We start from the raw sequence: 23,197 nt of genomic DNA, 5'->3' as shown, positions 1-23,197 counted from the left end.
AATGAAAAATTTGGCAGTGCTTGGGGCAACGGGATCGATCGGTGACAGCACGCTTAGTGTTTGTCGCCATAATCCTGATTTATACAATGTGCAGTTTTTATATGCTGCTTCGAATGTTGAAAAAATGCATTCTCTTTGTATCGAGTTCAAACCTAAATATGTTGCCTTATCTAATACAAAAGCGGCATTAGCGCTTAGTTCGTTATTAAACGAATCGCAATTAGACTGTCAAATTATTCCTGAACATGAAGTGCTTGCTCTTTTGGGCAGTGATGAAGTTGATTCAGTAATGGCCGCTATTGTTGGTGCTGCTGGTTTAAAAACGACATTAGCCTCAATTTATGCAGGAAAAGAAATTTTCTTAGCAAATAAAGAATCTTTAGTAATGTCTGGTGCATTACTGATCGATGCCGTTAATCAACATGGTGCAACATTATGGCCTGTTGATAGTGAGCATAATGCGATCTTTCAATCTATGTCGCCGACATTACAAAATGAAATTGGCCGCTGTGATCTTGAAGCTAATGGTGTTTCTAAAATCTTATTAACAGGATCCGGAGGCCCATTTTTAGATAAACCATTAGACGAGTTTGATGCAATAAGTCCAGAAATGGCGATCAAGCATCCTAATTGGTCAATGGGACCTAAAATATCAATAGATTCAGCCACAATGATGAATAAAGGGCTTGAATATATCGAAGCTAGATGGCTTTTTAATACAAAAAAAGATCAACTACAGGTTATTATTCACCCTCAATCTGTTATTCATTCTATGGTGCAATATCAAGATGGTAGTGTGATTTCGCAAATGGGTAATCCTGATATGCGAATTCCTATTGCACATGTCATGGGTGATAATAGCCGCATTAAGAGTGGTGCTAAACCTTTCGATTTTTTTGCAACAGATAGTTTCACCTTTCTTGAGCCTGATTATAAACGCTATCCGTGTCTTAAGTTAGCAATACAAACTTGCTATGAAGGACAAAACTCAACGACTATTTTAAATGCAGCGAATGAAATAGCTGTTCAAGCATTTTTAGAGAAAAAAATTAAATTTACTCAAATTTCAAATATTGTCGACTCTGTATTGAACCAATTAACTTACCCTGCGGCCTCATCAATAGAAGCACTATTAGAAATAGATAAAATAGCAAGATCGACTGCATTTAATATTATACACAGAGGTGAATTTTGATTGATTTTATATGGAATACTGCAGCCTTTATTGTTGCCTTAAGTATTTTGGTGGCTATTCATGAGTTTGGACATTTTTGGGTTGCGCGACTTTGTAATGTAAAAGTTCATCGTTTTTCAATTGGTTTCGGTAAAGTTCTTTTTAAGAAAGTAGATAAACAGGGGACTGAATTTGTGATTGCCGCTATTCCATTAGGCGGTTATGTCAAAATGTTAGATGGGCGTGTTGAAGAAGTGCCTGAAGAGTTATCTGAATTCGCTTTCGATAAAAAAACAGTTTGGCAGCGTATCGCTATTGTTGCCGCTGGTCCAATTGCCAACTTTTTGTTAGCCATTTTTGCATTCTTTTTGATGTACATGATTGGAGTAAATAGTGCAAAGCCAATTATTAATGGTGTTATTGATAATAGCCCTGTAAGTGTTGTAACAGAAAAACAAGCATTTCAAATTACATCTATTAATGGGCAAGTAGTGAATGACTGGGAAGCAGTTAACTTAGCTCTAATTACACAAATTGGCGAATCACAACTTGAATTAGGCATTAAACCTGTTGTGCAGACTGGCTCACAGTTACAGAGTAACCCTGTGGAACCAAATCAAACCTATACAGTCCCATTATCTAATTGGCACTATGATCCTAAAAAAGAATCGATTATTAGTAGTTTAGGGTTTATTCCTTTTTCTCCAAATGTGTATTTGATTGCTGCAAATGTAGTTGAAGAAAGTGCAGCACAACGTAGTGGTTTATTGGTTGGTGATAAATTAATAGCAATTGATGGAATTAAGCTAAATGATTGGGTTCAATTCGTAGGAGTCATTCAAAATAATGCGAACAATCCACTTGAGCTAATTATTGAAAGAAACTTTGTTCAGAAAACGCTCACTATTACACCTGATGCACGAGAAGTGGCAGGTAGTTTGCTAGGTTATATTGGTTTGTCACCTAAAGTTGATGCTTATCCTGAATCATTTAAAGTTAATTTGAAATATGGTGTTATTGATTCAATCACCAAAGGCATTGATAAAACATGGCAGTTAAGTCATTTAACGGTTTCTACGCTTGTTAATTTAATTACAGGCGAATTATCAGTTAAAAACTTAAGTGGACCTGTCGGTATTGCTAAAGGCGCGGGAATGAGCGCAGACTATGGCCTTGCTTATTTCTTAGGCTTTATTGCACTGATTAGTGTTAATTTAGGGATTATGAATTTAATCCCATTACCTGTGCTTGATGGTGGTCATTTAATGTATTACTTCTTCGAAGCATTAACAGGCAAACCTGTTCCAGAAAAAGTACAAGAATTCGGTTTTAAAATTGGTGCTGCAGTATTAATGACATTTATGTCTATCGCCATATTAAACGATTTAAATTTATTATAAAAATTAGCGAGTTAACAATATATTTATCTATGATTTTTAGGTAATCTACTACGCGCTATTAACCCGTATGTTTGAACTGTTTTGCACTAGAGTGCGCAAGGATTTTGTTGATCATGTCTAAGAAGTATTTACTAATATTGGTTTTGATTTTTACAGGAGGCCTTTCACCTTTTGCTGCTGCTGAAGAAATGACCATTTCAGATTTGAAATTCGAAGGACTGCAACGTGTCACGCTAGGGGCTGCATTATTGAGTTTACCTATTCGTGAAGGTGATGTAGTTGATGATTATGAAATATCAAAAGCTGTAAAAAAACTCTACGCAAGTAACCACTTCGAATCTATCGACCTATTTAAAGAAGGCTCTGTACTTATTTTTAAAGTTAAAGAGCGTCCAACCATTAGTGCAATTGAATTAACGGGCAACGATAAGTTAACTGATGAACAGATCTTAGATTCTCTTAAATCGTCAACAATCAAAGTCGGTAGTTCTTTAGATCGTACCGTCTTATCTAGTATTGAGAAAAGCTTAGAAGATTTTTATCACAGCATCGGTAAATATAGCGCGCAGGTGGAAACGATTGTTACGCCATTACCTCGCAATAGAGTGTCAGTACAAATCGTTTTTCGTGAAGGTGTTGCGGCTAAAATAGAACAAATTAATATTGTTGGTAACAAGGCTTACCAAGAAGAAACATTATTAGACTTATTAACGTTAAGTGAATCCGGTGGTTGGTGGGATTTGTTTGCAGATGATGGTTATCAAAAACAAAAGTTGACTGCTGACCTTGAGGTTATTAAAAGTTATTACTTAAACAGTGGTTATATTCGTTTTCAAATTGAAGAAACGCAAGTTGCACTGACTCCGAATAAAAAAGGCGTTTACGTTACTGTGAATGTTAATGAAGGCGACATTTATAAAGTTGAAAATATTAGCTTTATTGGTGATTTATTAGGGCATGATGAAGATATTAAAAAATTAGTCGCGTTACAAAAAGGCGACACTTATTCTGCGTCATCTGTTTCTGCATCGGAACAAAGCATTCGTAAATATTTTGGCCGTTTGGGGTATGCGTTTCCTGAAATAAACACCTATCCAGATATTGATGATGAAACAAGCTCTGTTATCGTGAGATTTGCTATCGAAGCCGGACAACGAGGTTATGTTAGAAATATTAATATATCAGGCAATACCACAACCAAAGATGTTGTGTTACGAAGAGAAATGCGTCAAATGGAAGGGGGCTGGTTGTCAAGTTCAGCGATTGAAACTTCACGAACACGTCTTAACCGTTTAGGTTTCTTTTCTGCTGTTGATGTTAATACGCAACGCGTAAGTAGTGACTTAGTTGATGTAAACGTTAATGTTTCAGAACAAGCTTCAGGACAATTTAATTTTGGTATTGGTTACGGCACAGAATCAGGACTAAGCGTAACGACTTCTGTACAACAAAATAACTTTTTAGGAAGTGGTGACCGATTAGGATTTGCTATTTCTATCGATGACTCAGATCGTAATGTCAGTCTTAGCTATAACAAGCCTTACCTTACTGCTGATAGTGTAAGTGGTGGTGCACAAATTTCTTATAATAAATTTGATGCAAGCGCGGCTAACATCGCTGATTATACTAATACGACTTACGCTTTTAGGTTAAGTACTGGTTTTCCTGTTAATGAAGTTAACCGTTTAGGCTTCAGTACTGGATGGGAAAATACAAATATTAGCGATTTAGATACCGATGAAAGTTACTATCAATTAGACAACTTTTTAAGTATCTACGGAATTGATGACGATGAAGATGCCGTTTTTAATGACTTTGATATTACAAGTAGCTGGTCTAGGAATACCTTAGATAGAGGGCAATTAGCAACGCAAGGAATGTCAAACAGTTTAAGTGCAAAAGTAACATTACCAGGTTCAGATCTTCAATATTTCAAAATAGGATTTGATATTCGTAACTATCAACGTATTACTAAAAATGGTGAATGGACTACATTATTAAGAGGAAGTCTTGGTTATGGTAATGGCTATGGACAAAAAGATGGTGAAGATCAAATTCTGCCTTTCTTTGAGAACTATTATGTTGGTGGTTATAGAACGGTACGAGGTTTCTCAAGTAACACAATAGGACCTCGAGCTCTTTATACTGACGATGATAATGATGATACTGATGCGATCGGTGGTAACGCAAAGTATTCATTAAGTGCTGAACTTATCTTTCCAACCCCATTTCTTGATGAAGCTTATTCTAGTCAAGTGCGAACTAGTTTTTTTGTTGATGCAGGTGAAGCTTGGGACACTGAATTTGATTATAGTAGTTTTATGAGTGAGTGTAATACGGACTGTGACAATATTACTGATTACTCAAAACCAGGTAATATTCGTGTTTCAACGGGAACTCAGTTAACTTGGGTTTCGCCTTTAGGTGCGCTTGTATTCACATTAGCCGTACCATTAAAAGAATATGACGGCGATGATACAGAAGTGTTCTCATTTAACATTGGAAATACATTCTAGTAAATTAAATAATTTAATTTATGGTAAGTGATCAATACTATGTCTAACTCGCTTACTGACTGACTTATTAATATGGAGTAAACAATGAAAATCTTTTTTAAAATTATTACACTAGCTGCAATTGCTGCGTCAATGTCTGTAGCACAAGCGGCGGAAATACAAAAAATTGGCGTTGTATTTCCATCAAAAGTAATGAGCCAGTCTCCACAACGTGCTCGTATGATTAAAAAGTTAGAAGCTGAATTTAAAGATCGTTATACAGAGCTTCAAACATTAGGGCAAAGTATTAAAGATATAGAAGAAAAAATTAAGCGAGATGGAGAGTTACTGAGTACAGAAGAGCGCACTGCATTACAACGTCAACATCAAGTTAAAGTGTCTGAATATAAATTGAAAGGTAAAGCCTTTGAAGAAGATCAGCGTCGTCGTCAAGGTGAAGAGCAGCAAAAAACATTAACGCTTGTTCGTGAAGTTATTAACAACCTTGCTAAAGAAGGCGGTTACGATCTTATTTTAAATGGTGAGCAAATCGTTTTCACAAAACCTGAATTAGATATTTCAGATAAAGTGATTCAAGAAATTAGTACTAAATAGGTTTTATTATGGCTTATTCATTAGCAAATTTAGCAATTCAGTTATCTGCCCAATTAAGTGGGAATGGTGATTTACAACTATTTAATTTAGCTACTTTCGAAGGTGCAAAAGAAGGTGATATTACTTTTGTTTCCGATAAAAAGCTATTAACTCGATTGGATGAGTGTAACGCCAGTGCCATTGTATTGCCTAGTGTCTTAAAAGGGTCTTACCAAGGCGATGCGCTATTTATGGATAACCCTTATGTAGGTTATGCTTTATTGGCTCGATTATTCGATACAACGCCTAATTTGAAAATTAGCATTGCGCAATCCGCTCAAATTCATGAATCTGCGGTTATCGGTAAAAATGTTGCGATCGCTGAAAATGTTGTTATTGGAGAAGGTGTCCAAATCGGCGATAATTCTCAAATATTTGCAAATACTGTGATTGGTGAAGAAACGATTATTGGTGAAAATTGTAAAATCTACGCCAATGTATCTATCTACCATCGCACGATTTTAGGTAATCATAATATTATTCATGCAAATACTGTTATTGGTTCTGATGGTTTTGGTAATGCACCTTATCAAGGGACTTGGGTTAAAATCCCCCAAATTGGTAAGGTTATTATTGGTAACGATGTTGAAATCGGCTCTAGTACAACGATTGATCGCGGTGCATTATCTGATACGATTATTGGTAATGGAGTAAAAATCGATAACCAATGTCAAATAGCGCATAATATTAAAATCGGAGATCACACTGCTATAGCAGGTGGCACGAACATTGCTGGTAGCACTATTATTGGAAAAAACTGCATTATTGGTGGTAGTTCCACCATTAATGGGCATATTAATATCGCCGATAAAACAATTATTACTGGTAATAGTATGGTAATGAGAAGTATCAAAGAGGCTGGTATGTATTCTTCTGGAGTACCTGCTCAAGATAATAAAGCGTGGCGTAAAAATACTGCTTATACGTTAAAAATTGAAGAGTTATTCAAGCGAGTTAAAGAGCTTGAAAAACAAATTAAAGATAAAAATTAAGGAAATCACCTTGTCTAACGAATTAAATACTCTTGATATTAAAGAGATTATGAATCTTTTACCGCACCGTTACCCTTTTTTATTAATTGATCGTGTTACCGATTATGTTCCGGGTAAAACTTTAAACGGCTATAAAAATATTTCTTTTAATGAACCTCAGTTCACTGGCCATTTCCCAGGCACACCTGTTTTTCCGGGCGTTATGATTTTAGAAGCCCTTGCACAAGCAACGGGTGTATTAGCTTTTGCAACTTATGGTAAACCTGCTGAAAATGAACTATATTTTTTAGCATCGATTGATAAAGTGCGTTTTCGTAAACCTGTTGTACCGGGTGACCAATTGGAACTAGATATTATCTACCTTAAAGAGCGCCGTGGTATGGGCAAATTTGAGTGTGTTGCTAAGGTGGAAGGCCAAGTTGTTTGCGAAGCTGAAATAATGTGTGCAAGAAGAGAGATCTAATGATTGATTCAACAGCAAATGTTCATCCAACGGCGATAGTGCATGAAAATGCGATTATCGGCAAAAATGTAGAAGTCGGTCCTTATACTATCATCGGCGATAATGTTGAAATTGGTGATGACTGTTGGATTGCTCCACATGTTGTAATTAAAGGCTCAACCAAGATTGGAAAAGGCAATAAAATTTTTCAATTTTCGTCTATTGGTGAAGATTGTCAGGATTTGAAGTACGCTGGAGAAGAAACCTTTTTAGAGATAGGTGATAACAATGTTATTCGCGAAAGCTGTACTTTCCATCGTGGTACTATACAAGACGAATCTTTAACTAAGGTTGGTAGTAATTCATTGTTTATGGCTTATGTTCATATTGCCCATGATTGTGTTGTTGGTGATAATGTTATTGTTGCGAACAGTTCAGGTATCGCGGGTCATTGTCATATTGGTAATAATGTTATTATCGGTGGCCACTGTGCATTCCATCAATTCACTCGAGTTGGTGATTTTGCTATGACTGGCGGTGGTTCTGTAGTTAATAAAGACATTCCACCTTATTTTATGGCTTCAGGTCATTATGCAGAAGCACAAGGAATCAACTCTGTTGGCCTTAAGCGTCGTGGTTTTGATAGTAAAACCATTATGGCAATAAAGCGAGCTTATAAAGTAATTTGCCGTCAAGGCTATACGTTAGAAGAAGCAAAAATTGAATTGGCTAAAAGCATTGATGAGAGTCCTGAATTAAAAGTATTATTAGACTTCATCTCTGTAGAGAATCGCGGTATTGTTCGATAAGCCATTTATTGAATGATATTTAGAAAAAGGCTCTTATAGAGCCTTTTTTTTTAATTAGAAAAAGAAGAGTGAAAATGAAAAAACCATTGCGGATAGGGTTAATTGCTGGTGAAACTTCAGGTGATATTTTAGGTGAAGGTTTAATTAAAGCCCTTAAAAAAACATACCCTGATGCTATCTTTGAAGGGATTGCTGGACCTAGAATGATTGCTCAAGGGTGTACTGCACTACATCCTTTGGAAGCTTTATCTGTGATGGGGTTCAGTGAAGTATTAGGGAAATTACGTAGCATTCTTCGTATTCGCAAATCAATTATTCAACATTTTATTGATAATCCACCTGATATTTTTATTGGTATTGATGCGCCTGATTTTAATTTAACCGTTGAACTTAAATTAAAACAGCAGGGCATTAAAACTATTCACTATGTAAGTCCTTCCGTATGGGCTTGGAAACAATGGCGCATCCATAAAATAGCTAAAGCAACCGATTTAGTGTTGGCATTTTTACCTTTTGAAAAAGCTTTCTATGATAAATTCGATGTACCTTGTCAATTTGTTGGTCATACATTAGCTGATCAATTACCTTTAATACGTGATAAGTCAAACGCACGTAAGCAACTTAATATAATGCCTAATGAAAAAATCATGGCTATTTTACCAGGAAGTCGTAAAGCTGAAGTTGAATTATTAGGGCCGATTTTCTTACAAGCTGCACAAGTTATCCATCAGAAATACCCTGATTATCGTTTTATTGTTCCTATGGTCAATGATCGTCGTAAGACTCAATTTCAATCTCAAATAGAACAATTGAAGTCAGTGATTCCTATTACCTTAATTGATGGACAATCCAGTGCTGTTTTGCAATCGGCTGATAACGTATTGCTCGCATCAGGCACTGCTGCATTAGAGGCTATGTTAGCGAAAGCGCCGATGGTCGTTGCTTATAAAGTAAAACCTATCACCTATCTCATTGCTAAATCTTTATCGAATGTAAAATACACTTCACTCCCCAACTTAATTGCGGATAAAGAAGTCGTTAAAGAGCTCAGTCAGCATGATTGCACCGTGGAGAATATTGTTGCTGAATTAGAGCGTTTAATAGAGCATGATGGAGAGCAAATGGTCGAGACATTCACTGATCTCCATAAACTTATAAAGTGCGATGCTGACACCCAAGCTGCAGAAGCGGTGATTAAATTATTAAACAGAGAATATTAAGATGGTTAAAGCAAAAGTGGAGTATCCTGAAGTCATCTATCCGTCTGTACAATATATTGCAGGGGTGGATGAAGTTGGGCGCGGGCCTTTAGTAGGGGATGTTGTTACTGCAGCTGTTATTTTAGATCCTAACAATCCTATTGATGGATTAACAGATTCTAAAAAATTAAGTGAGAAAAAGTTAGCTTTATTGTTTGATCAAATTAATGAAAAAGCGTTAGCGGTAAGTATTGGGCGTTGTTCTCCTGAAGAAATAGATGGGCTTAATATATTGCATGCAACCATGCTTGCTATGCAAAGAGCTGTGCAAGGTTTACCTATTCAACCTAATTTTGTATTTATTGATGGCAATCGTTGCCCTGATTTGAAAATGCCAAGTGAAGCGATAGTGAAAGGGGATTTAAGAGTCGCTGAAATTAGTGCAGCTTCAATCATTGCAAAGGTCACTCGCGACCGAGAAATGGTTGAGTTAGATATTCGTTACCCACAATATGGTTTTGCTAAGCATAAAGGTTATCCAACTAAAGCGCACTTTGAGGCGATACAAGAGTATGGTGTAACTGCAGAATATAGAAAAAGTTTTAAACCCGTTAAAGCTATTCTAGCTTCATCTTCTAATTAGTTCCTTTAAAGTAAAATGTGATGCCTGAAATGAGTACTGAAATCGACCAATTACCTCAACCTAAAACACCTAAGTTTGTGCATCTGCGTGTGCACAGTGATTTTTCAATGGTCGATGGTTTAACGAAAGTAAAACCACTTGTTGCTAAAACAGCGGCATTAAACATGCCTGCTTTAGCGTTAACGGATCAAACTAATTTTTGCGGTTTGGTAAAATTTTACAGTGCTGCCCATGGTGCAGGTGTAAAACCCATTATTGGTGCTGATTTCTGGGTTAAAAGCGAATTATTAGGTGATCAGCAGTTTCGTCTAACAGCATTAGCGATGGATGCGGTTGGTTATAAAAATATCACTGAGCTTATTTCAAAAGCCTACTTGCGTGGGCATGTAAAAGGGCGTGCTGTATTAGATCAATCTTGGTTAATTGAGCATCAACAAGGGGTTATTTTATTATCTGGTGCAAAGGATGGTGACCTTGGAAGAATGTTATTGAAGGGCAACCAGGCAGCTGTTAATGAAATAATCCAATTTTATAAAACGCATTTTCCAAATCGCTATTATCTAGAACTAATTAGAACGAATCGTGTTAATGAAGAAGACTATTTGCACTTAGCGCTTGATGTTGCTGTTCAACAACAGTTGCCTGTAGTTGCAACTAATGAAGTCATTTTTGCAGATAAAGAATTATTTGATGCACATGATATTCGAGTTTGTATTAATCAAGGTTATGCATTAGGCGATGAAAAACGCCCTAAAGATTATAGCCCTGAGCAATATCTGCGTAGTGAAGAGGAAATGTGTGAGCTTTTTTCTGATATACCAGAAGCATTGCAAAATAGTGTAGAAATAGCTAAACGATGTAACGTGACATTACGCTTGGGCGAATACTTTTTACCTGATTTTCCAACCGGTGATTTACCTATTGATGAATTTTTCTGTAAGGTTTCACGAGAAGGTTTAGAAGAACGTTTAGACTTCCTGTTTGATAAAAATAGCGAAAATTTTGCTGAAATAAGAAAACCCTATGATGAACGATTAGAAACAGAGCTAACCGTTATTAATAAAATGGGATTTCCTGGTTACTTTTTGATCGTGATGGAATTTATCCAATGGAGTAAAGATAATAATATTCCAGTGGGGCCGGGGCGAGGATCCGGTGCTGGTTCATTGGTGGCTTATGCATTAAAAATTACTGATTTAGACCCCTTAGAGTTGGAATTGCTATTTGAGCGATTCTTAAACCCTGAGCGTGTCTCGATGCCCGACTTTGATATCGACTTTTGTATGGATCGACGTGATGAAGTTATCGATCACGTAGCTGAACTTTATGGTCGCGATGCGGTATCGCAAATTATCACTTTTGGTACCATGGCCGCTAAAGCGGTTATTCGTGACGTTGGACGTGTATTGGGTCATGCCTATGGTTTTGTCGATAGTATTTCAAAGCTAGTTCCTCCTACACCAGGGATGACATTAACTAAAGCCTTTGAAGAAGAGCCTCGTTTACAAGAGCGTTATAACGCAAGTGAAGATGTTCGCGCATTGATCGATATGTGCCGTACTTTAGAAGGTACGATCCGTAATGCAGGTAAACATGCGGGTGGTGTTGTTATTTCTCCAACGACAATCACTGATTTTGCTCCTTTATATTGTGACGATGAAGGTCATAATCCAGTTACACAATTTGATAAAAATGATGTAGAAACCGCTGGTTTAGTTAAATTCGACTTCTTAGGATTGCGAACACTTACTATCGTTCAGTGGGCTTTAGATATGGCTAATGCTCATAAACATGAACGTGGTGAAGAGCCCATCTTTATAGAAAAAATAGATTTAACGGAACCTGCCTGTTTTGAATTACTAAAACGCTATGAAACGACTGCTGTATTTCAGTTAGAGTCACGTGGTATGAAGGATTTGATCCGTCGTCTACAACCTGACTGTTTTGAAGATATGATTGCACTGGTGGCGTTATTCCGTCCTGGTCCATTGCAATCGGGTATGGTAGATAACTTTATCGAACGTAAGCACGGTCGAGAAGTGGTTTCCTATCCTGATGAAAAGTGGCAGCATGAATCGTTAAAGGGGATCCTCTCTCCGACTTACGGCATCATTCTTTATCAAGAGCAAGTCATGCAGATAGCTCAAGTACTTTCTGGCTATACCTTAGGTGGCGCAGATATGTTACGTCGAGCTATGGGTAAAAAGAAACCTGAAGAAATGGCAAAGCAACGTGCGGCCTTTGAATCAGGTGCTGTCGAGAATGGTATTGATGGCGAACTTGCTATGAAAATATTTGACTTAGTAGAAAAATTTGCGGGGTACGGCTTTAATAAATCACACTCCGCCGCTTATGCATTGGTATCCTATCAAACACTTTGGATGAAGACATTTTATCCTTCTTATTTTATGGCTGCGGTAATGTCTGCGGATATGGATAACACGGATAAAGTGGTTATCCTGGTGGATGAATGCCAGAACATGGGACTAACTTTATGTCCTCCTGATGTGAATGAAGGCTTATTTAAATTCAATGTTGATAAAGACTTACGCATTATTTATGGCATTGGAGCGATTAAAGGTGTTGGTGAAGGGCCTATTGATGCGATTATAGAAGCAAGAACGGAAGGTGGAAAATTCCGAGACCTATTTGATTTTTGTAACCGTGTTGATTTAAAACGCTGTGGTAAACGTATCATTGAAAAGCTTATTCTTGCTGGTGCCTTAGATAATTTAGGCCCACATCGTGCCGCATTAATGGAAAATCTACCTGATGCTTTAACGGCTGCTGCGCAACACAAAAAAGCAGAGTCATCGGGACAAACAGATCTATTTGGCGTATTAACAACAGATGATGATGAAATAGAAAATAAGTTTTCTGTTGTTGAAAAATGGCCTGAAAAACAATGGCTCAAAGGTGAAAAAGACACGCTAGGTTTATATCTAACAGGGCATCCAATTAATCAATATGAACCACATTTAAGAGCAATCAATTGTCTTAAATTAGGTAATTTGGTGGTTAATGGACGAGCTCAGAATAGTCGAGTTTGTGGCTTAATATTAGCAATGCGCGTCATGGTTACAAAAGCGGGTAAGCGCATGGGGATATTAACCCTAGATGATAAAAGCGCACGTATGGATGTCACTATTTTTGCAGATTTATTAGATCAGCATGAAGATCTATTATTCACAGATAATATAGTCGTATTACAAGGGCAAGTCAGTGAAGATTACTTTAATGGCGGCTTGAAAATGAATGCGCGTGAAATTATGAGTATTGACCAAGCTCGTGAACGTTTTGCAAGTAAGTTGCGTCTCACTATTTCATCAAATATTTTACAGTCTCAATCCATTGAGCAATTTCAAGAGCGTTTAAATTCAATTTTAGCACCTGCATCCGGTGGTTTATGTCCTGTATTTATTAATTATCAAAACCATCAGGCTCAGGCTGAAATTGAGCTAGGCATTGAATGGTCAATAACACCTAGCGATGATCTTCTATTTGAGCTTGAGCGTCTGCTTGGTGAAGATAATGTGACCCTTTATTTTGATCAAGGTTAGTTGCTTATGCAAAATAAAATGGTTTCTTTATTTCAACACCATTTAACTGAATTATTAAGTCAGCTAAATAATCTCTCTATAAAGCCTCGTTTAATTGTTGCTTTAAGTGGTGGTGTAGATTCAGTTGCTTTGCTGCATTTGCTCGCTGTTTTACGAGATAAGCATTCAGAATTCACTGTATTAGCCCATAACGTGAATCATGGATTAAGTGAAAATGCACAATATTGGACTGAATTTTGTGAAACGCTTTGTAAACAATTAAAGATCACATTAATAAGCTCTACCGTTAACATAGAGAATAAGCCAAGAAAAAGTTTAGAGGCGCTTGCTAGAGATGCGCGTTATCAATGCTTTAAAAATAAAATGCAAAGTGGTGACGTGATTTTGACAGCCCATCATCAGGATGATCAACTTGAGACATTATTGTTAGCTTTGAAAAGAGGCTCGGGCAGTACAGGGTTACAGGGGATCCATAGCACACAAGTCTTTTTTAATGGTTTCTTAGTGCGGCCGCTATTGAATTTTTCGCGTCAACAAATTGTAGATTATGCTTTATTTCATGGACTGCAATGGATTGAAGATGAAAGTAATCTAGATATCGAGTTTGACCGCAACTTTATCCGTCAAAAAATATCTCCTTTATTAATTAAACGTTGGCCTGCGATTGCTCAATCTGTTTCACGTACGGCGCAATTATGCCAAGAGCAACAATCGCTATTAAATGAAGTGGCTGAAGTGGATTTAAATGAATGTGCTGGTTTTCATTATTCACAACACACTTTATTGATTGCTAAGTTAACAGAGTTAAGTGTTGCTAGACGTAACAACGTTATCCGGTATTGGTTGAAACTAAATGGATTAAATTACCCAAGTAACAAACAACTACAGGTGTTGTGGAAGGAAGTTGCATTAGCAAGTTTAGATAAGCAACCTAAATTAATTTTAGAGTCACATTCAATTCGTCGTTACCAAGAAGCGCTTTATATTGTTAACGAAGAACAGATTAAACTAGTTCAAGAGCCAAAACAGTGGCGAGGAGAACCTTTACTAGAATTTGTGGAAACAAAGGTTACTGTTGATTTTTCACAAGTAGATCCGATGATTGCAAAACAGTATAAGGTAGCGTGTTATTTCAGGCATCATTTAGAAGCTAACTTAACTTGTCTGCCTGAAGGGCGGAATAAACAGCGAAGCATTAAAAAGCTACTACATGAATATCAAGTTCCACCTTGGCTTCGAGATCAAATCATATTTATTATGATTGATAATCATCTAGTTGAAGCCATTGGTTTATGGCAATGCCAACATGATAACCTACCTGTATTAACAGTATCACTTATTTCGAGTTAGTGCTTTTTGAGCGTAGAGCTGTTGGTCTGCTTGTTCAAATAATTCAGTTGCATTCATTCCTATTTCCCAATTACTTGAGCCAATACTTGCTGAGAAGTTTGCTTCAGATAAGATAATGTTTTTGTCTATTTCTTGTAACAAGCGTTGGTGAACTTTAATGATAGAACAACTTTCAGCCGGCAATAATATAATCGCAAATTCATCACCTCCAATTCGGAAGATCATATCCGATGTTCTAACGCTTTTAGTTAATACTTGTGCAAAGGCTTTTAATACTTCATCGCCTTTTAAATGCCCATAGGTATCATTAATCGGTTTAAAGTTATTAATATCTAAGATAATTAGCGATAACCCTTGATGCGTTCTATTACTTTGCTCAATCGCATTTTGAATAGTCGCCTCGTAATAAGCTCGATTACCTATATTCGTTAAATGATCTTTATAAACCATCGAGGTCAATTCAGAGAATTTCAAAGCATGCTTCAAACTTGTTAATAACAAGCTATGTAATTCCGTTAATATTTTATCTTCATTAACTGTTAAAGGTTCATCACTTTGATAAGTAATGGTTCCTAAGCGAGGGAATTGGCCTACCGCACCTAAATTAAAGCTTTTGCTGAAACTATTGTTTTTCGTTTGCGATAAGCTAAAAAAACCATGGGCTGATTGAAAGCGAATACTAAAAGGTCGGACAAATTTTGCCGCTAAAGTGGCAAAGTTTGTCAGTAAGCCTTTTAAATCTAAATCCTGTTGTAACATTTCCAAGCATAACAATTTATTTTCAGCGCTTAATAAAGGGTCATTCGAAAATACAGCAAACATAGGCGCAGTCGATTCATAATCACTGTGTTTAGTGTTAGATATAGTTTCCATGATGAAATTCCTTAACGTTTTAAAAAAGATAACAAATAAGATAAAGCAGTATTCATGCCAGTCACGCAAGTTTATTTTGTTTTTACTTTGATTTGATAGGTGTGTTATCTTTTAAAATTGTGTAGCATTGCTTTATCAGGGGCATGCTATTTTATTGATTTTTACTTTTTAACTAGAATGTTGTTTTACTTGGTTTGATTTTTGCTTGTTAGGTTTTTGTTAGCTAGGAAATGGTAAAAAATATCATTTATTTTTAATTTGATGTGTTTGATGTTAATGAGGGGGCGTTGGCTCCTCAATCTAACTTATATTTATAATATCGTAGGAAAAAATATGACTGCAAAAGTAAAAATACTATCATTAATTGGTTTGTTATTTACATTAGCTATTTCTATTGTCTCAGGAATTGGTTTCAGCAATTTCAAATCAGCTTCTACAGACAGTAATATGGTTAAAATGGAAGACCAAGCTTTTTTAATATCGAAAGCGGTAGATCAAAAAATGAACCGCTACTTTGATGCCTTACACATCGCTTCTGATACGATAAAGGTTAATGAAACGGAAGGTGTGGTTGATATTAGAGAGACAATACACCTTCTTGGATTGTTAACTAATCAATTAGGTGTCATCGATGCCTACATTACAACGAACCAGCCCAAAACCTATGCTTATGGTTTTGATGGAATCAACCCAGGTTTTAATGCTAGAGAAAAGGGAAGAGAGTGGTTTTTGCGTGTAATGGATGGTGGTGAAGATAACGTTATTACAACGCCTTATATCGACTCAAAAGGCAATGCTGTAATGGCGCTTGCTGTTCCTGTCAAGCGTAATGGGAAAGTGATTGCTGTTCTATGTCTTAATATGGACGTGAATCAAATCACAGAGTTCCTTAATGAATTAGATCCTAATAATCAACTTTATGCTAGTCGTGAAGATGGTTACTTACTTGCAGCTAAAGACAAAGAATTAGTAGGGAAAAATTTATACGACTTACGCCCTTCTTATAAAGCCTTTCAAAACGAAGAGGCTAGCAATCATAATTATGACTTAAATGGCAAAATGTACACTGTTGCTTCAGCACGAGTTGAAACATTTGGCTGGAATGTATGGTCTTGGAATACGATTGAAAACATCGACCAAGCATCAAATGAAAATTTAAAAGTTAGTTTATTAATGGCGTTTATTTTTATTGTTGTATCACTTTATATCGTTTATTTAATTGTAATGAAGGTGATGTATTTGCCTATTGGTGGTGAACCCACTGAAATTGAAAAAATAGTACAGAAAATTGCACAGGGTGATCTGCGTTCTGTTGCTTCTGCGACAGGTCAAGAAACAGGTGTTTATAAAGCATTGTTAACCATGGTTGATAGCTTAAAAGATATTATCGAAAGCATTAACACTTCTGCACAACAATTAAATACTTCATCTGAAGTTATGTCTAAATCCGCTTCAAGTGTTAATAAAAGCTCTGAATCACAAATGATGCAGTTAGAGCAAACCTCAACGGCAATGAATGAAATGACAGTAACTGTTGACGAAGTTGCGCGCAATGCTTTAGAAGCATCAACAGCTGCTGATGAAGCAAATAATCACTCTAAACTGGGTATTAGTGTGGTTAGCGGTATGAATGGTGATATATCAACCTTAGTACTTGGGATTACTGATGTACAAAAAGTAATGGATAAGTTAGAAGGTGAAATTGAAAACATTGGTAATATCATTGAAGTAATACGTGGTATTTCTGATCAAACTAATTTACTTGCTTTGAATGCTGCGATTGAAGCGGCTCGTGCAGGAGAGTTTGGTCGTGGTTTCTCTGTTGTTGCTGATGAAGTGAGAAGTCTTGCTAATAGAACGCAGGAAAGTACTGCTGAGATTCAGGGCATGATTAATAGTCTGCAAAGTGAATCAAAAAATTCAGTGGAGTTAATGCAAGTTAATGTAAACAATGCACAAGCGACAGCTGAAAAATCACAAGAAGCAAACAACGCGCTTGAAGAGATTCGTCGGTCTGTCTCAATTATTCAAGATATGAATAATCAAATCGCAACAGCGGCAGAAGAGCAAACTTTAGTTGCCGGAGAAATAAATGAAAGTATTGTTGGAATCAATGACATTGCTAAGGTGACTTTTGATAGTTCTGCCAATAATACTAAAGCTGCCGAAGAACTTTTAAGTATTGCAACTGCGTTGAACAAACGAGTTGAAATATTTAAACTTTAAAATATAAAATTAAACACTATAAACTTCTTTTTTATAGTTTAAGGCGTTCAAAAAATGCTACTTAATCTTTTCTGGGTTAGGTGGCATTTTTATTGGTGTCGTAGTTTGCGGTATTCAGTAAACATTCGTTATTAGAGGCATTTTTAATTCCATTTAAATAATCATTTAATTTTTATTATTAAGCATTATCACTTACCTAGATCATGTTATTCTTTGTTTTTATAATTATGATAACTGTACTGAGTTAATGCCTGTTATTAAAAGAGAAGTTTATGTCTAAGAATTTATCTGAAGTATTATTTTCCAAAAAAAACAATGAAAGAGAGACTTCTACGCTAATACAAAATAGTGGCTCTAAAAAAAATAAAAAGCTTCATAATACAGAAGCAAACAATGAAAATAAAACTGGCTGGTATCGATTAATAAAATTAATGCAATGGTCTTGGCAAGGTATTAATGTTGTTGATACTTACGAAATATTAGCTGAAATTAGTGCATCAGAAAACGAAAGAAGTGATCCTCATTTATTAGACACTGTTGTAGGCTTTCGATCTGGCAACTGGAGTTATGAATGGTCTAAAAAAGCCATGGTTTTTCAAAAGAAAGCGAATGAATTAGCTGAACTTGGTCATAAAGAAGCTGCCAAAAAAGCCTATTACACGGCGTCTCAATATTATAGTGTTGCAAGTTATCCTCACCTAAAAGGCGATGACAATAGTATTCAAGCTCAAACCTTGGCTTTTTTGAATTATCGTAATGCCTTTACGCAAGATGAAACAGGGCTATTAAAAGAAATATTAGTCCCGTTTCAAGGTAAAAAAATTAGTTGTTATTTACATTTACCTAATGATGATGCCATTCACCCTGTTGTGATTGTCAGTCCGGGTATTGATGGATTGCAGTGCGACTTATTACCTTTATATGAAAAACATCTTAAACAAGCTGGTTTAGCTATGTTAACTGTTGATATGCCTGGCGTTGGTTTTTCTAGCAATCTTAAATTAGATCAAGACTCATCAAAATTACACCAAGCGATTTTACATTATATGAAAGAGGTTCCTTGGGTTGACCAATCTAGGATGTCTGTGATGGGCATGAGAATGGGAGGGAATGTCGCAAATCGCCTTGCTTATATTGAGCCAACGCTAGTAAAAACAGCGGTAAGTGTTGCTCCTGCTGTTGCAAGTGTATTTGATAATTATGATAATTTTTCTAAACTTTCTCCGATGACTTTAGATTGTTTTGCTAGTCGAATGCAAATGAATAATTCCGATGCAAATCATTTATATCAACATTGTTTACCATTTTCATTGGTAAAACAGGGATTACTTGGTCGAAAACGCATTAAAATACCCATGTTAGGTATTGGCTATGTAAGAGATATCATGTGTAATGAACAAGATTTAAAATTAATTGCTCGAGCAAGTTTTGAAAGCGAGTCTATGATTATTGATAAATCACCCATTTTTGCTTCATATTTAGAGTCTTTGGAGTATTCAACGGAATGGTTAGTCAGACATTTACGAGAGTAAATGATATATTAAAGTCAATTATTCATATATGAAATAAAAGGAAGTACCCCAATCATGTCAGATACTCCTTTAAAGGGTCCATCAAGAGGCCGTTTATTTAAATTGTTTACCGATATCGGTCCTTATTTCCGCAAATTACATTCTAACGAGAATAAGTTTTTCTTTGATTGTTTAGAAATATGTGTAGATGCAGAGGAAGATCCCGAAAACAGAGTTTTCTTAGGCTGGTGGTTACTAGTGACTCGTACTGATAATAAATTTGAGTGCGAACGCTTTAACGGTTTATATGACCTAGAAGGCAATTGGGTTACTGCTAAAATTAATAAAAAACAGATGCAGCAATTAGATAAGTCATATGAATTATTTATTGAAAAATTGAGTCATTTAATTGACGTTGAAATCGATTGTGAATTAATTGCACTTTAGTTGATTAATTTGTTAGGACTAGATTTTTGCCAATTTCATTCTGGTAAAAATGATATACTTGAAAACAGCAGCTATTTAGTTGCTGTTTTTTTTCGGCTCAATAGCGCTTATTAATTAAAGATGTCTTTGAATGTTGAGCTTTTTTATTGTCTAAAATGTAGCATTGATAAATGAACGCGAATAAAAAAACAATTGTAGTTAAACTAGGTACCAGCGTCCTAACGAGTGGGACAGCAAAACTTGACCGAGCTCAAATGGTTGAAATAGTACGCCAATGTGCTCTTTTACATCAACAAGGTCATCCCATCATAGTGGTTACCTCTGGTGCAATTGCTGCAGGTAAAGAACATCTAAATATGCCGGATATAGATCCTACTATTGCTAACAAACAAATGTTAGCTGCGGTGGGGCAGGGGCAATTAATAAGCGAATGGGAAAACCTATTTAGGATATATGGTTTACATGTAGGGCAAATGCTATTAACGCGTGCTGATTTGGATGACAAAGGTCGTTTTCTAAATGCTCGAGATACGCTAAATACATTACTAAAACATAGAATTATTCCCATTATAAATGAGAATGATGCCGTTGCGACACGTGAGATTAAGGTTGGTGATAATGATAATTTATCTGCATTAGTCGCTTTGTTAGCTGATGCTGAGCAACTTATCTTATTAACTGATCAACAAGGCTTATTTACTGCTGATCCTCGTAATAATCCTGAAGCTCAATTAATTTCTGAAGTTGATGAAATTACTGATGCTATCCATGAACTTGCTGGTGGTAGTGTTGGTGGATTGGGGACAGGTGGGATGGCCACTAAAATAGAAGCCGCTACCGTTGCAAATCGCGCAGGTGTCGAAGTGGTTATCGCGTCAGGGCAACGTAAAAATGTTATTTTAGATGCGGCTAACAGTTTACCCGTTGGCACTCGTTTTATATCTAAAAATAACCGTCTGGAAGCTAGGAAAAACTGGATTTTTGCCGGTTCTCGTCCTGCTGGAATGATTGTTGTTGATCAAGGTGCAGAACAAGCAATTATCAACGATGGTAGTAGTTTGTTAGCAAAAGGTATTCAATCAACGCAGTCTCATTTTTTACGTGGTTATGTTGTTTCTGTTTGTAATCAGAAAGGTAAAGAAATCGCACGTGGTATTGTTCGCTATAAAAGCGAAGATATTGAAAAAATAAAGGGTCATCATTCCGATCAAATTGAGAAAGTATTAGGTTATGAACACGGTACTGTGGTGATTCATCGAGACGACCTAGTTATTTTATAATGCATGATTCCTTCTCTATGGAATTAGCACAAAGGAGTAGAAATGAATTTACAAGAAATTGGTAAGAAAGCAAAAGACGCAAGTTATGAATTAGCGATTACAGATACAAAAACAAAAAATGCAGCGTTGGAAGCCATTGCCCTTGAACTAGAAGCTAACGTAGCTGAAATTGTTAGCGCTAATCAAAAAGACATTGAAGCTGGTAAAAAAGCAGGGTTAACTGAGGCATTATTAGATCGTCTATTATTAGATGAAACTCGTTTGGCGGGTGTAATTGGTGATTTACGAAGTGTAATTGCACTTTCAGATCCTGTTGGCGAAGAGTTTGATGGTAAGTTACTTGAGAATGGTTTGAAGCTTTGTAAGCGTCGTGTTCCTGTTGGTGTATTAGGCGTTATCTATGAAGCGCGTCCAAATGTAACGATCGATATTGCTGCCTTAAGTTTAAAAACGGGTAATGCTAGTATTTTACGTGGTGGTAAGGAAACAATTAATTCTAATTTAGTGCTGGTCAAATTTATTCAAAATGCATTAGAAAAAGTTGGATTGCCTAAAACGGCAGTGCAATACATTGAAAATACGGATCGCGCTTTAGTGGGTGAATTATTAAAACTAGATAAATACGTTGATATGATCATCCCTCGTGGTAACTCTGGTTTACAACAATTTTGTAAAGAGAATAGTACAATTCCTGTCATTATTGGCGGTATTGGTATTTGCCATTTATTTGCAGAAAAAACAGTAGACGTTGATAAAGCTCTCGCAATTATTGAAAATGCAAAAGTGCAGCGCCCTAGTGTTTGTAATTCTCTTGATACATTATTAGTTGATGCTGAAATTGCAGAAACTTTCTTACCAAAATTAGCAGCTCATCTTTTACCTCTCGGAGTGACATTAGTTGCTGAAGAAAAAGCAAAAGCAATATTAGGTGAACATGCTCAGCTTGCTGAAGAAGGTGATTTTTCTCGTGAATGGCTATGCTTGAATTTAGGCGTTAAAGTAGTCGACTCGCTGAGTGAAGCGCTGGCTCATATTCGTGAACACAGTTCTGAACATTCAGATGGTATTTTGACTAACGATTTTACTGTTGCCAATAAATTTGTGAATGCAGTTAATTCAGCTGCCGTATATGTTAATACAAGTACGCGGTTCACGGATGGTAGTCAATTTGCTTTAGGTGCTGAAGTTGCTGTTTCTACACAAAAATTACATGCGCGTGGACCAATGGGATTACACGAATTAACGACTTATAAATGGATTGGTATTGGCGATTACTTAATAAGAAAATAACCAATATTTTATATTAATGCTTGATAAAGTAGTCTTTTTGCTTATATATTCAAGCAATTTTTAATTAAGGGTATAGTTTTAAACCTGTACCTACTTTAATACAGATTATTTTAGCATCATTCATTTATCTAATACTGTAATACTAAAAATACTCTTTATAATTTAAGGGAAAGGATCTCTTTATGAAACAACGCTCCACAAGCAAACAGTCTGGTTTTTCATTAATTGAATTAGTACTAGTTATTATTATTTTGAGTATTTTGGCTGTTATTGCTATTCCTCGTTTTATTAACCTGCAGGGAGATGCAACTAAATCAACCTTACAAGGGGTAAAAGGGGCATTGGAGAGTGCTGCTAGTATCACTTATGCGAAATCCGCATTACAAGGTGAACAAAAAATAGCGGGCGTTGCTACAAGTGATACTGAATTAACCGACCCTAAAGCAAATGGTGTTTATACTGCTTTCGGTTACCCTGAAGCGACATCTAGCGCTTTATTAGCGGCTGCCATTTTATCGGCTGATGATTGGAATGTTAAAGTGAACGAGCCTGGAACAGCAATTATTACACCCGCTTCTATCACTTCGCCTATTACTGAAAGTGCGAATGAAAATGGTTGTAATGTTACCTACATTGAAGCTGTTGATAAAAATTCTCGTCCAGTAATCACTGTTTATGGTGACGGGTGTTAATTTAACGCGTTATAACAGTATTTTAAATCCCGCTTTCAGTTAATGCCGATCAGTTAAGAAAAATTAGTTGATTTTTAACGTAAGAAGATCAAAATCCTATGACTCAAAAGGTCATGGGATTTTTTTATGGAACTTTCAGAAGCACTCGCTCGCACATCAA

General features: G+C 36.2%; 18 protein-coding genes. 17 read left to right on the top strand and 1 reads right to left on the bottom strand.

Annotated elements, in window-relative coordinates:
* The first annotated feature begins 1 nt into the window (after position 1).
* From ispC to tilS, 11 genes are all read left to right on the top strand, one after another.
* Complete coding sequence (gene ispC, locus E2R67_RS06350; protein ID WP_134290093.1) at positions 2 to 1,195, top strand: 1-deoxy-D-xylulose-5-phosphate reductoisomerase; 1,194 nt, start codon at positions 2 to 4, stop codon at positions 1,193 to 1,195.
* The gene (gene rseP / locus E2R67_RS06345) at positions 1,192 to 2,574 is read left to right on the top strand and encodes a sigma E protease regulator RseP (RefSeq protein WP_134290092.1); all 1,383 of its coding nucleotides are present in this window, start codon (positions 1,192 to 1,194) and stop codon (positions 2,572 to 2,574) included. Before ispC ends, rseP begins: the two co-directional genes overlap by 4 nt.
* A gap of 113 nt (positions 2,575 to 2,687) precedes the next feature.
* Positions 2,688 to 5,090, top strand: coding sequence for an outer membrane protein assembly factor BamA (bamA, locus tag E2R67_RS06340; RefSeq protein ID WP_134290091.1), 2,403 nt, complete (start codon positions 2,688 to 2,690; stop codon positions 5,088 to 5,090).
* Between the two features lie 84 nt (positions 5,091 to 5,174).
* A complete protein-coding gene (locus E2R67_RS06335; protein WP_134290090.1) occupies positions 5,175 to 5,684 on the top strand; it encodes an OmpH/Skp family outer membrane protein in 510 nt (169 codons plus the stop codon).
* Between the two features lie 8 nt (positions 5,685 to 5,692).
* Positions 5,693 to 6,715 (top strand): UDP-3-O-(3-hydroxymyristoyl)glucosamine N-acyltransferase, encoded by a 1,023-nt coding sequence (lpxD, locus tag E2R67_RS06330; RefSeq protein ID WP_208379478.1) that lies wholly within the window; start codon positions 5,693 to 5,695, stop codon positions 6,713 to 6,715.
* A gap of 10 nt (positions 6,716 to 6,725) precedes the next feature.
* Positions 6,726 to 7,178: a 3-hydroxyacyl-ACP dehydratase FabZ gene (gene fabZ, locus E2R67_RS06325; protein WP_134290088.1), complete on the top strand. Its 453-nt coding sequence runs from the start codon at positions 6,726 to 6,728 to the stop codon at positions 7,176 to 7,178.
* The gene (gene lpxA, locus E2R67_RS06320) at positions 7,178 to 7,966 is read left to right on the top strand and encodes an acyl-ACP--UDP-N-acetylglucosamine O-acyltransferase (protein ID WP_134290087.1); all 789 of its coding nucleotides are present in this window, start codon (positions 7,178 to 7,180) and stop codon (positions 7,964 to 7,966) included. Before fabZ ends, lpxA begins: the two co-directional genes overlap by 1 nt.
* A gap of 74 nt (positions 7,967 to 8,040) precedes the next feature.
* Positions 8,041 to 9,186 carry a lipid-A-disaccharide synthase gene (gene lpxB / locus E2R67_RS06315; RefSeq protein ID WP_134290086.1) on the top strand — a complete coding sequence of 382 codons (1,146 nt, stop codon included), beginning with the start codon at positions 8,041 to 8,043 and terminating at the stop codon, positions 9,184 to 9,186.
* 1 nt (position 9,187) lies between these two features.
* Positions 9,188 to 9,808, top strand: a complete 621-nt coding sequence (rnhB, locus tag E2R67_RS06310) for a ribonuclease HII (RefSeq protein ID WP_134290085.1) — start codon at positions 9,188 to 9,190, stop codon at positions 9,806 to 9,808.
* A gap of 29 nt (positions 9,809 to 9,837) precedes the next feature.
* Entirely contained in the window at positions 9,838 to 13,368 is a 3,531-nt protein-coding gene (dnaE, locus tag E2R67_RS06305; protein WP_134290084.1) for a DNA polymerase III subunit alpha, read from the top strand.
* A gap of 6 nt (positions 13,369 to 13,374) precedes the next feature.
* Positions 13,375 to 14,718: a tRNA lysidine(34) synthetase TilS gene (gene tilS, locus E2R67_RS06300; RefSeq protein WP_134290083.1), complete on the top strand. Its 1,344-nt coding sequence runs from the start codon at positions 13,375 to 13,377 to the stop codon at positions 14,716 to 14,718.
* Here the strand turns inward: tilS and E2R67_RS06295 are convergent.
* A complete protein-coding gene (locus tag E2R67_RS06295) occupies positions 14,701 to 15,591 on the bottom strand; it encodes a GGDEF domain-containing protein (protein WP_134290082.1) in 891 nt (296 codons plus the stop codon). The genes tilS and E2R67_RS06295 overlap by 18 nt on opposite strands.
* A 333-nt stretch (positions 15,592 to 15,924) precedes the next feature.
* On the opposite strand from E2R67_RS06295, the gene E2R67_RS06290 reads away from it, so the two are divergent.
* From E2R67_RS06290 to E2R67_RS16930, 6 genes are all read left to right on the top strand, one after another.
* Positions 15,925 to 17,817 carry a methyl-accepting chemotaxis protein gene (locus tag E2R67_RS06290; protein WP_134290081.1) on the top strand — a complete coding sequence of 631 codons (1,893 nt, stop codon included), beginning with the start codon at positions 15,925 to 15,927 and terminating at the stop codon, positions 17,815 to 17,817.
* Between the two features lie 272 nt (positions 17,818 to 18,089).
* Entirely contained in the window at positions 18,090 to 19,349 is a 1,260-nt protein-coding gene (gene frsA / locus E2R67_RS06285) for an esterase FrsA (protein WP_134290080.1), read from the top strand.
* A gap of 54 nt (positions 19,350 to 19,403) precedes the next feature.
* Positions 19,404 to 19,775: a sigma factor-binding protein Crl gene (crl, locus tag E2R67_RS06280; RefSeq protein WP_134290079.1), complete on the top strand. Its 372-nt coding sequence runs from the start codon at positions 19,404 to 19,406 to the stop codon at positions 19,773 to 19,775.
* A 170-nt stretch (positions 19,776 to 19,945) separates the two neighbouring features.
* Complete coding sequence (gene proB, locus E2R67_RS06275) at positions 19,946 to 21,055, top strand: glutamate 5-kinase (RefSeq protein WP_134290078.1); 1,110 nt, start codon at positions 19,946 to 19,948, stop codon at positions 21,053 to 21,055.
* Positions 21,056 to 21,097: 42 nt separating this feature from the next.
* Positions 21,098 to 22,345 (top strand): glutamate-5-semialdehyde dehydrogenase, encoded by a 1,248-nt coding sequence (locus E2R67_RS06270; protein ID WP_134290077.1) that lies wholly within the window; start codon positions 21,098 to 21,100, stop codon positions 22,343 to 22,345.
* Between the two features lie 182 nt (positions 22,346 to 22,527).
* A complete protein-coding gene (locus tag E2R67_RS16930) occupies positions 22,528 to 23,037 on the top strand; it encodes a type II secretion system protein (protein ID WP_134290076.1) in 510 nt (169 codons plus the stop codon).
* The last annotated feature ends 160 nt before the right edge of the window (positions 23,038 to 23,197 follow it).

The sequence above is a fragment of the Psychromonas algicola genome (genome assembly GCF_004378355.1).
Lineage (GTDB): Bacteria > Pseudomonadota > Gammaproteobacteria > Enterobacterales > Psychromonadaceae > Psychromonas.
The sequence above is the reverse complement of the archived record's forward strand: the minus strand, read 5'-3'. Positions and strand labels throughout refer to the sequence as shown.

Bases quoted from the DNA above. Each gene is read 5' to 3' on its own strand.
- ispC (WP_134290093.1), top strand. From the start codon at position 2: ATGAAAAATTTGGCAGTGCTTGGGGCAACGGGATCGATCGGTGACAGC.
- bamA (WP_134290091.1), top strand. From the start codon at position 2,688: ATGTCTAAGAAGTATTTACTAATATTGGTTTTGATTTTTACAGGAGGC.
- E2R67_RS06335 (WP_134290090.1), top strand. From the start codon at position 5,175: ATGAAAATCTTTTTTAAAATTATTACACTAGCTGCAATTGCTGCGTCA.
- lpxD (WP_208379478.1), top strand. From the start codon at position 5,693: ATGGCTTATTCATTAGCAAATTTAGCAATTCAGTTATCTGCCCAATTA.
- lpxA (WP_134290087.1), top strand. From the start codon at position 7,178: ATGATTGATTCAACAGCAAATGTTCATCCAACGGCGATAGTGCATGAA.
- lpxB (WP_134290086.1), top strand. From the start codon at position 8,041: ATGAAAAAACCATTGCGGATAGGGTTAATTGCTGGTGAAACTTCAGGT.
- rnhB (WP_134290085.1), top strand. From the start codon at position 9,188: ATGGTTAAAGCAAAAGTGGAGTATCCTGAAGTCATCTATCCGTCTGTA.
- dnaE (WP_134290084.1), top strand. From the start codon at position 9,838: ATGAGTACTGAAATCGACCAATTACCTCAACCTAAAACACCTAAGTTT.
- tilS (WP_134290083.1), top strand. From the start codon at position 13,375: ATGCAAAATAAAATGGTTTCTTTATTTCAACACCATTTAACTGAATTA.
- E2R67_RS06295 (WP_134290082.1), bottom strand. From the start codon at position 15,591: ATGGAAACTATATCTAACACTAAACACAGTGATTATGAATCGACTGCG.
- E2R67_RS06290 (WP_134290081.1), top strand. From the start codon at position 15,925: ATGACTGCAAAAGTAAAAATACTATCATTAATTGGTTTGTTATTTACA.
- frsA (WP_134290080.1), top strand. From the start codon at position 18,090: ATGTCTAAGAATTTATCTGAAGTATTATTTTCCAAAAAAAACAATGAA.
- crl (WP_134290079.1), top strand. From the start codon at position 19,404: ATGTCAGATACTCCTTTAAAGGGTCCATCAAGAGGCCGTTTATTTAAA.
- proB (WP_134290078.1), top strand. From the start codon at position 19,946: ATGAACGCGAATAAAAAAACAATTGTAGTTAAACTAGGTACCAGCGTC.
- E2R67_RS06270 (WP_134290077.1), top strand. From the start codon at position 21,098: ATGAATTTACAAGAAATTGGTAAGAAAGCAAAAGACGCAAGTTATGAA.
- E2R67_RS16930 (WP_134290076.1), top strand. From the start codon at position 22,528: ATGAAACAACGCTCCACAAGCAAACAGTCTGGTTTTTCATTAATTGAA.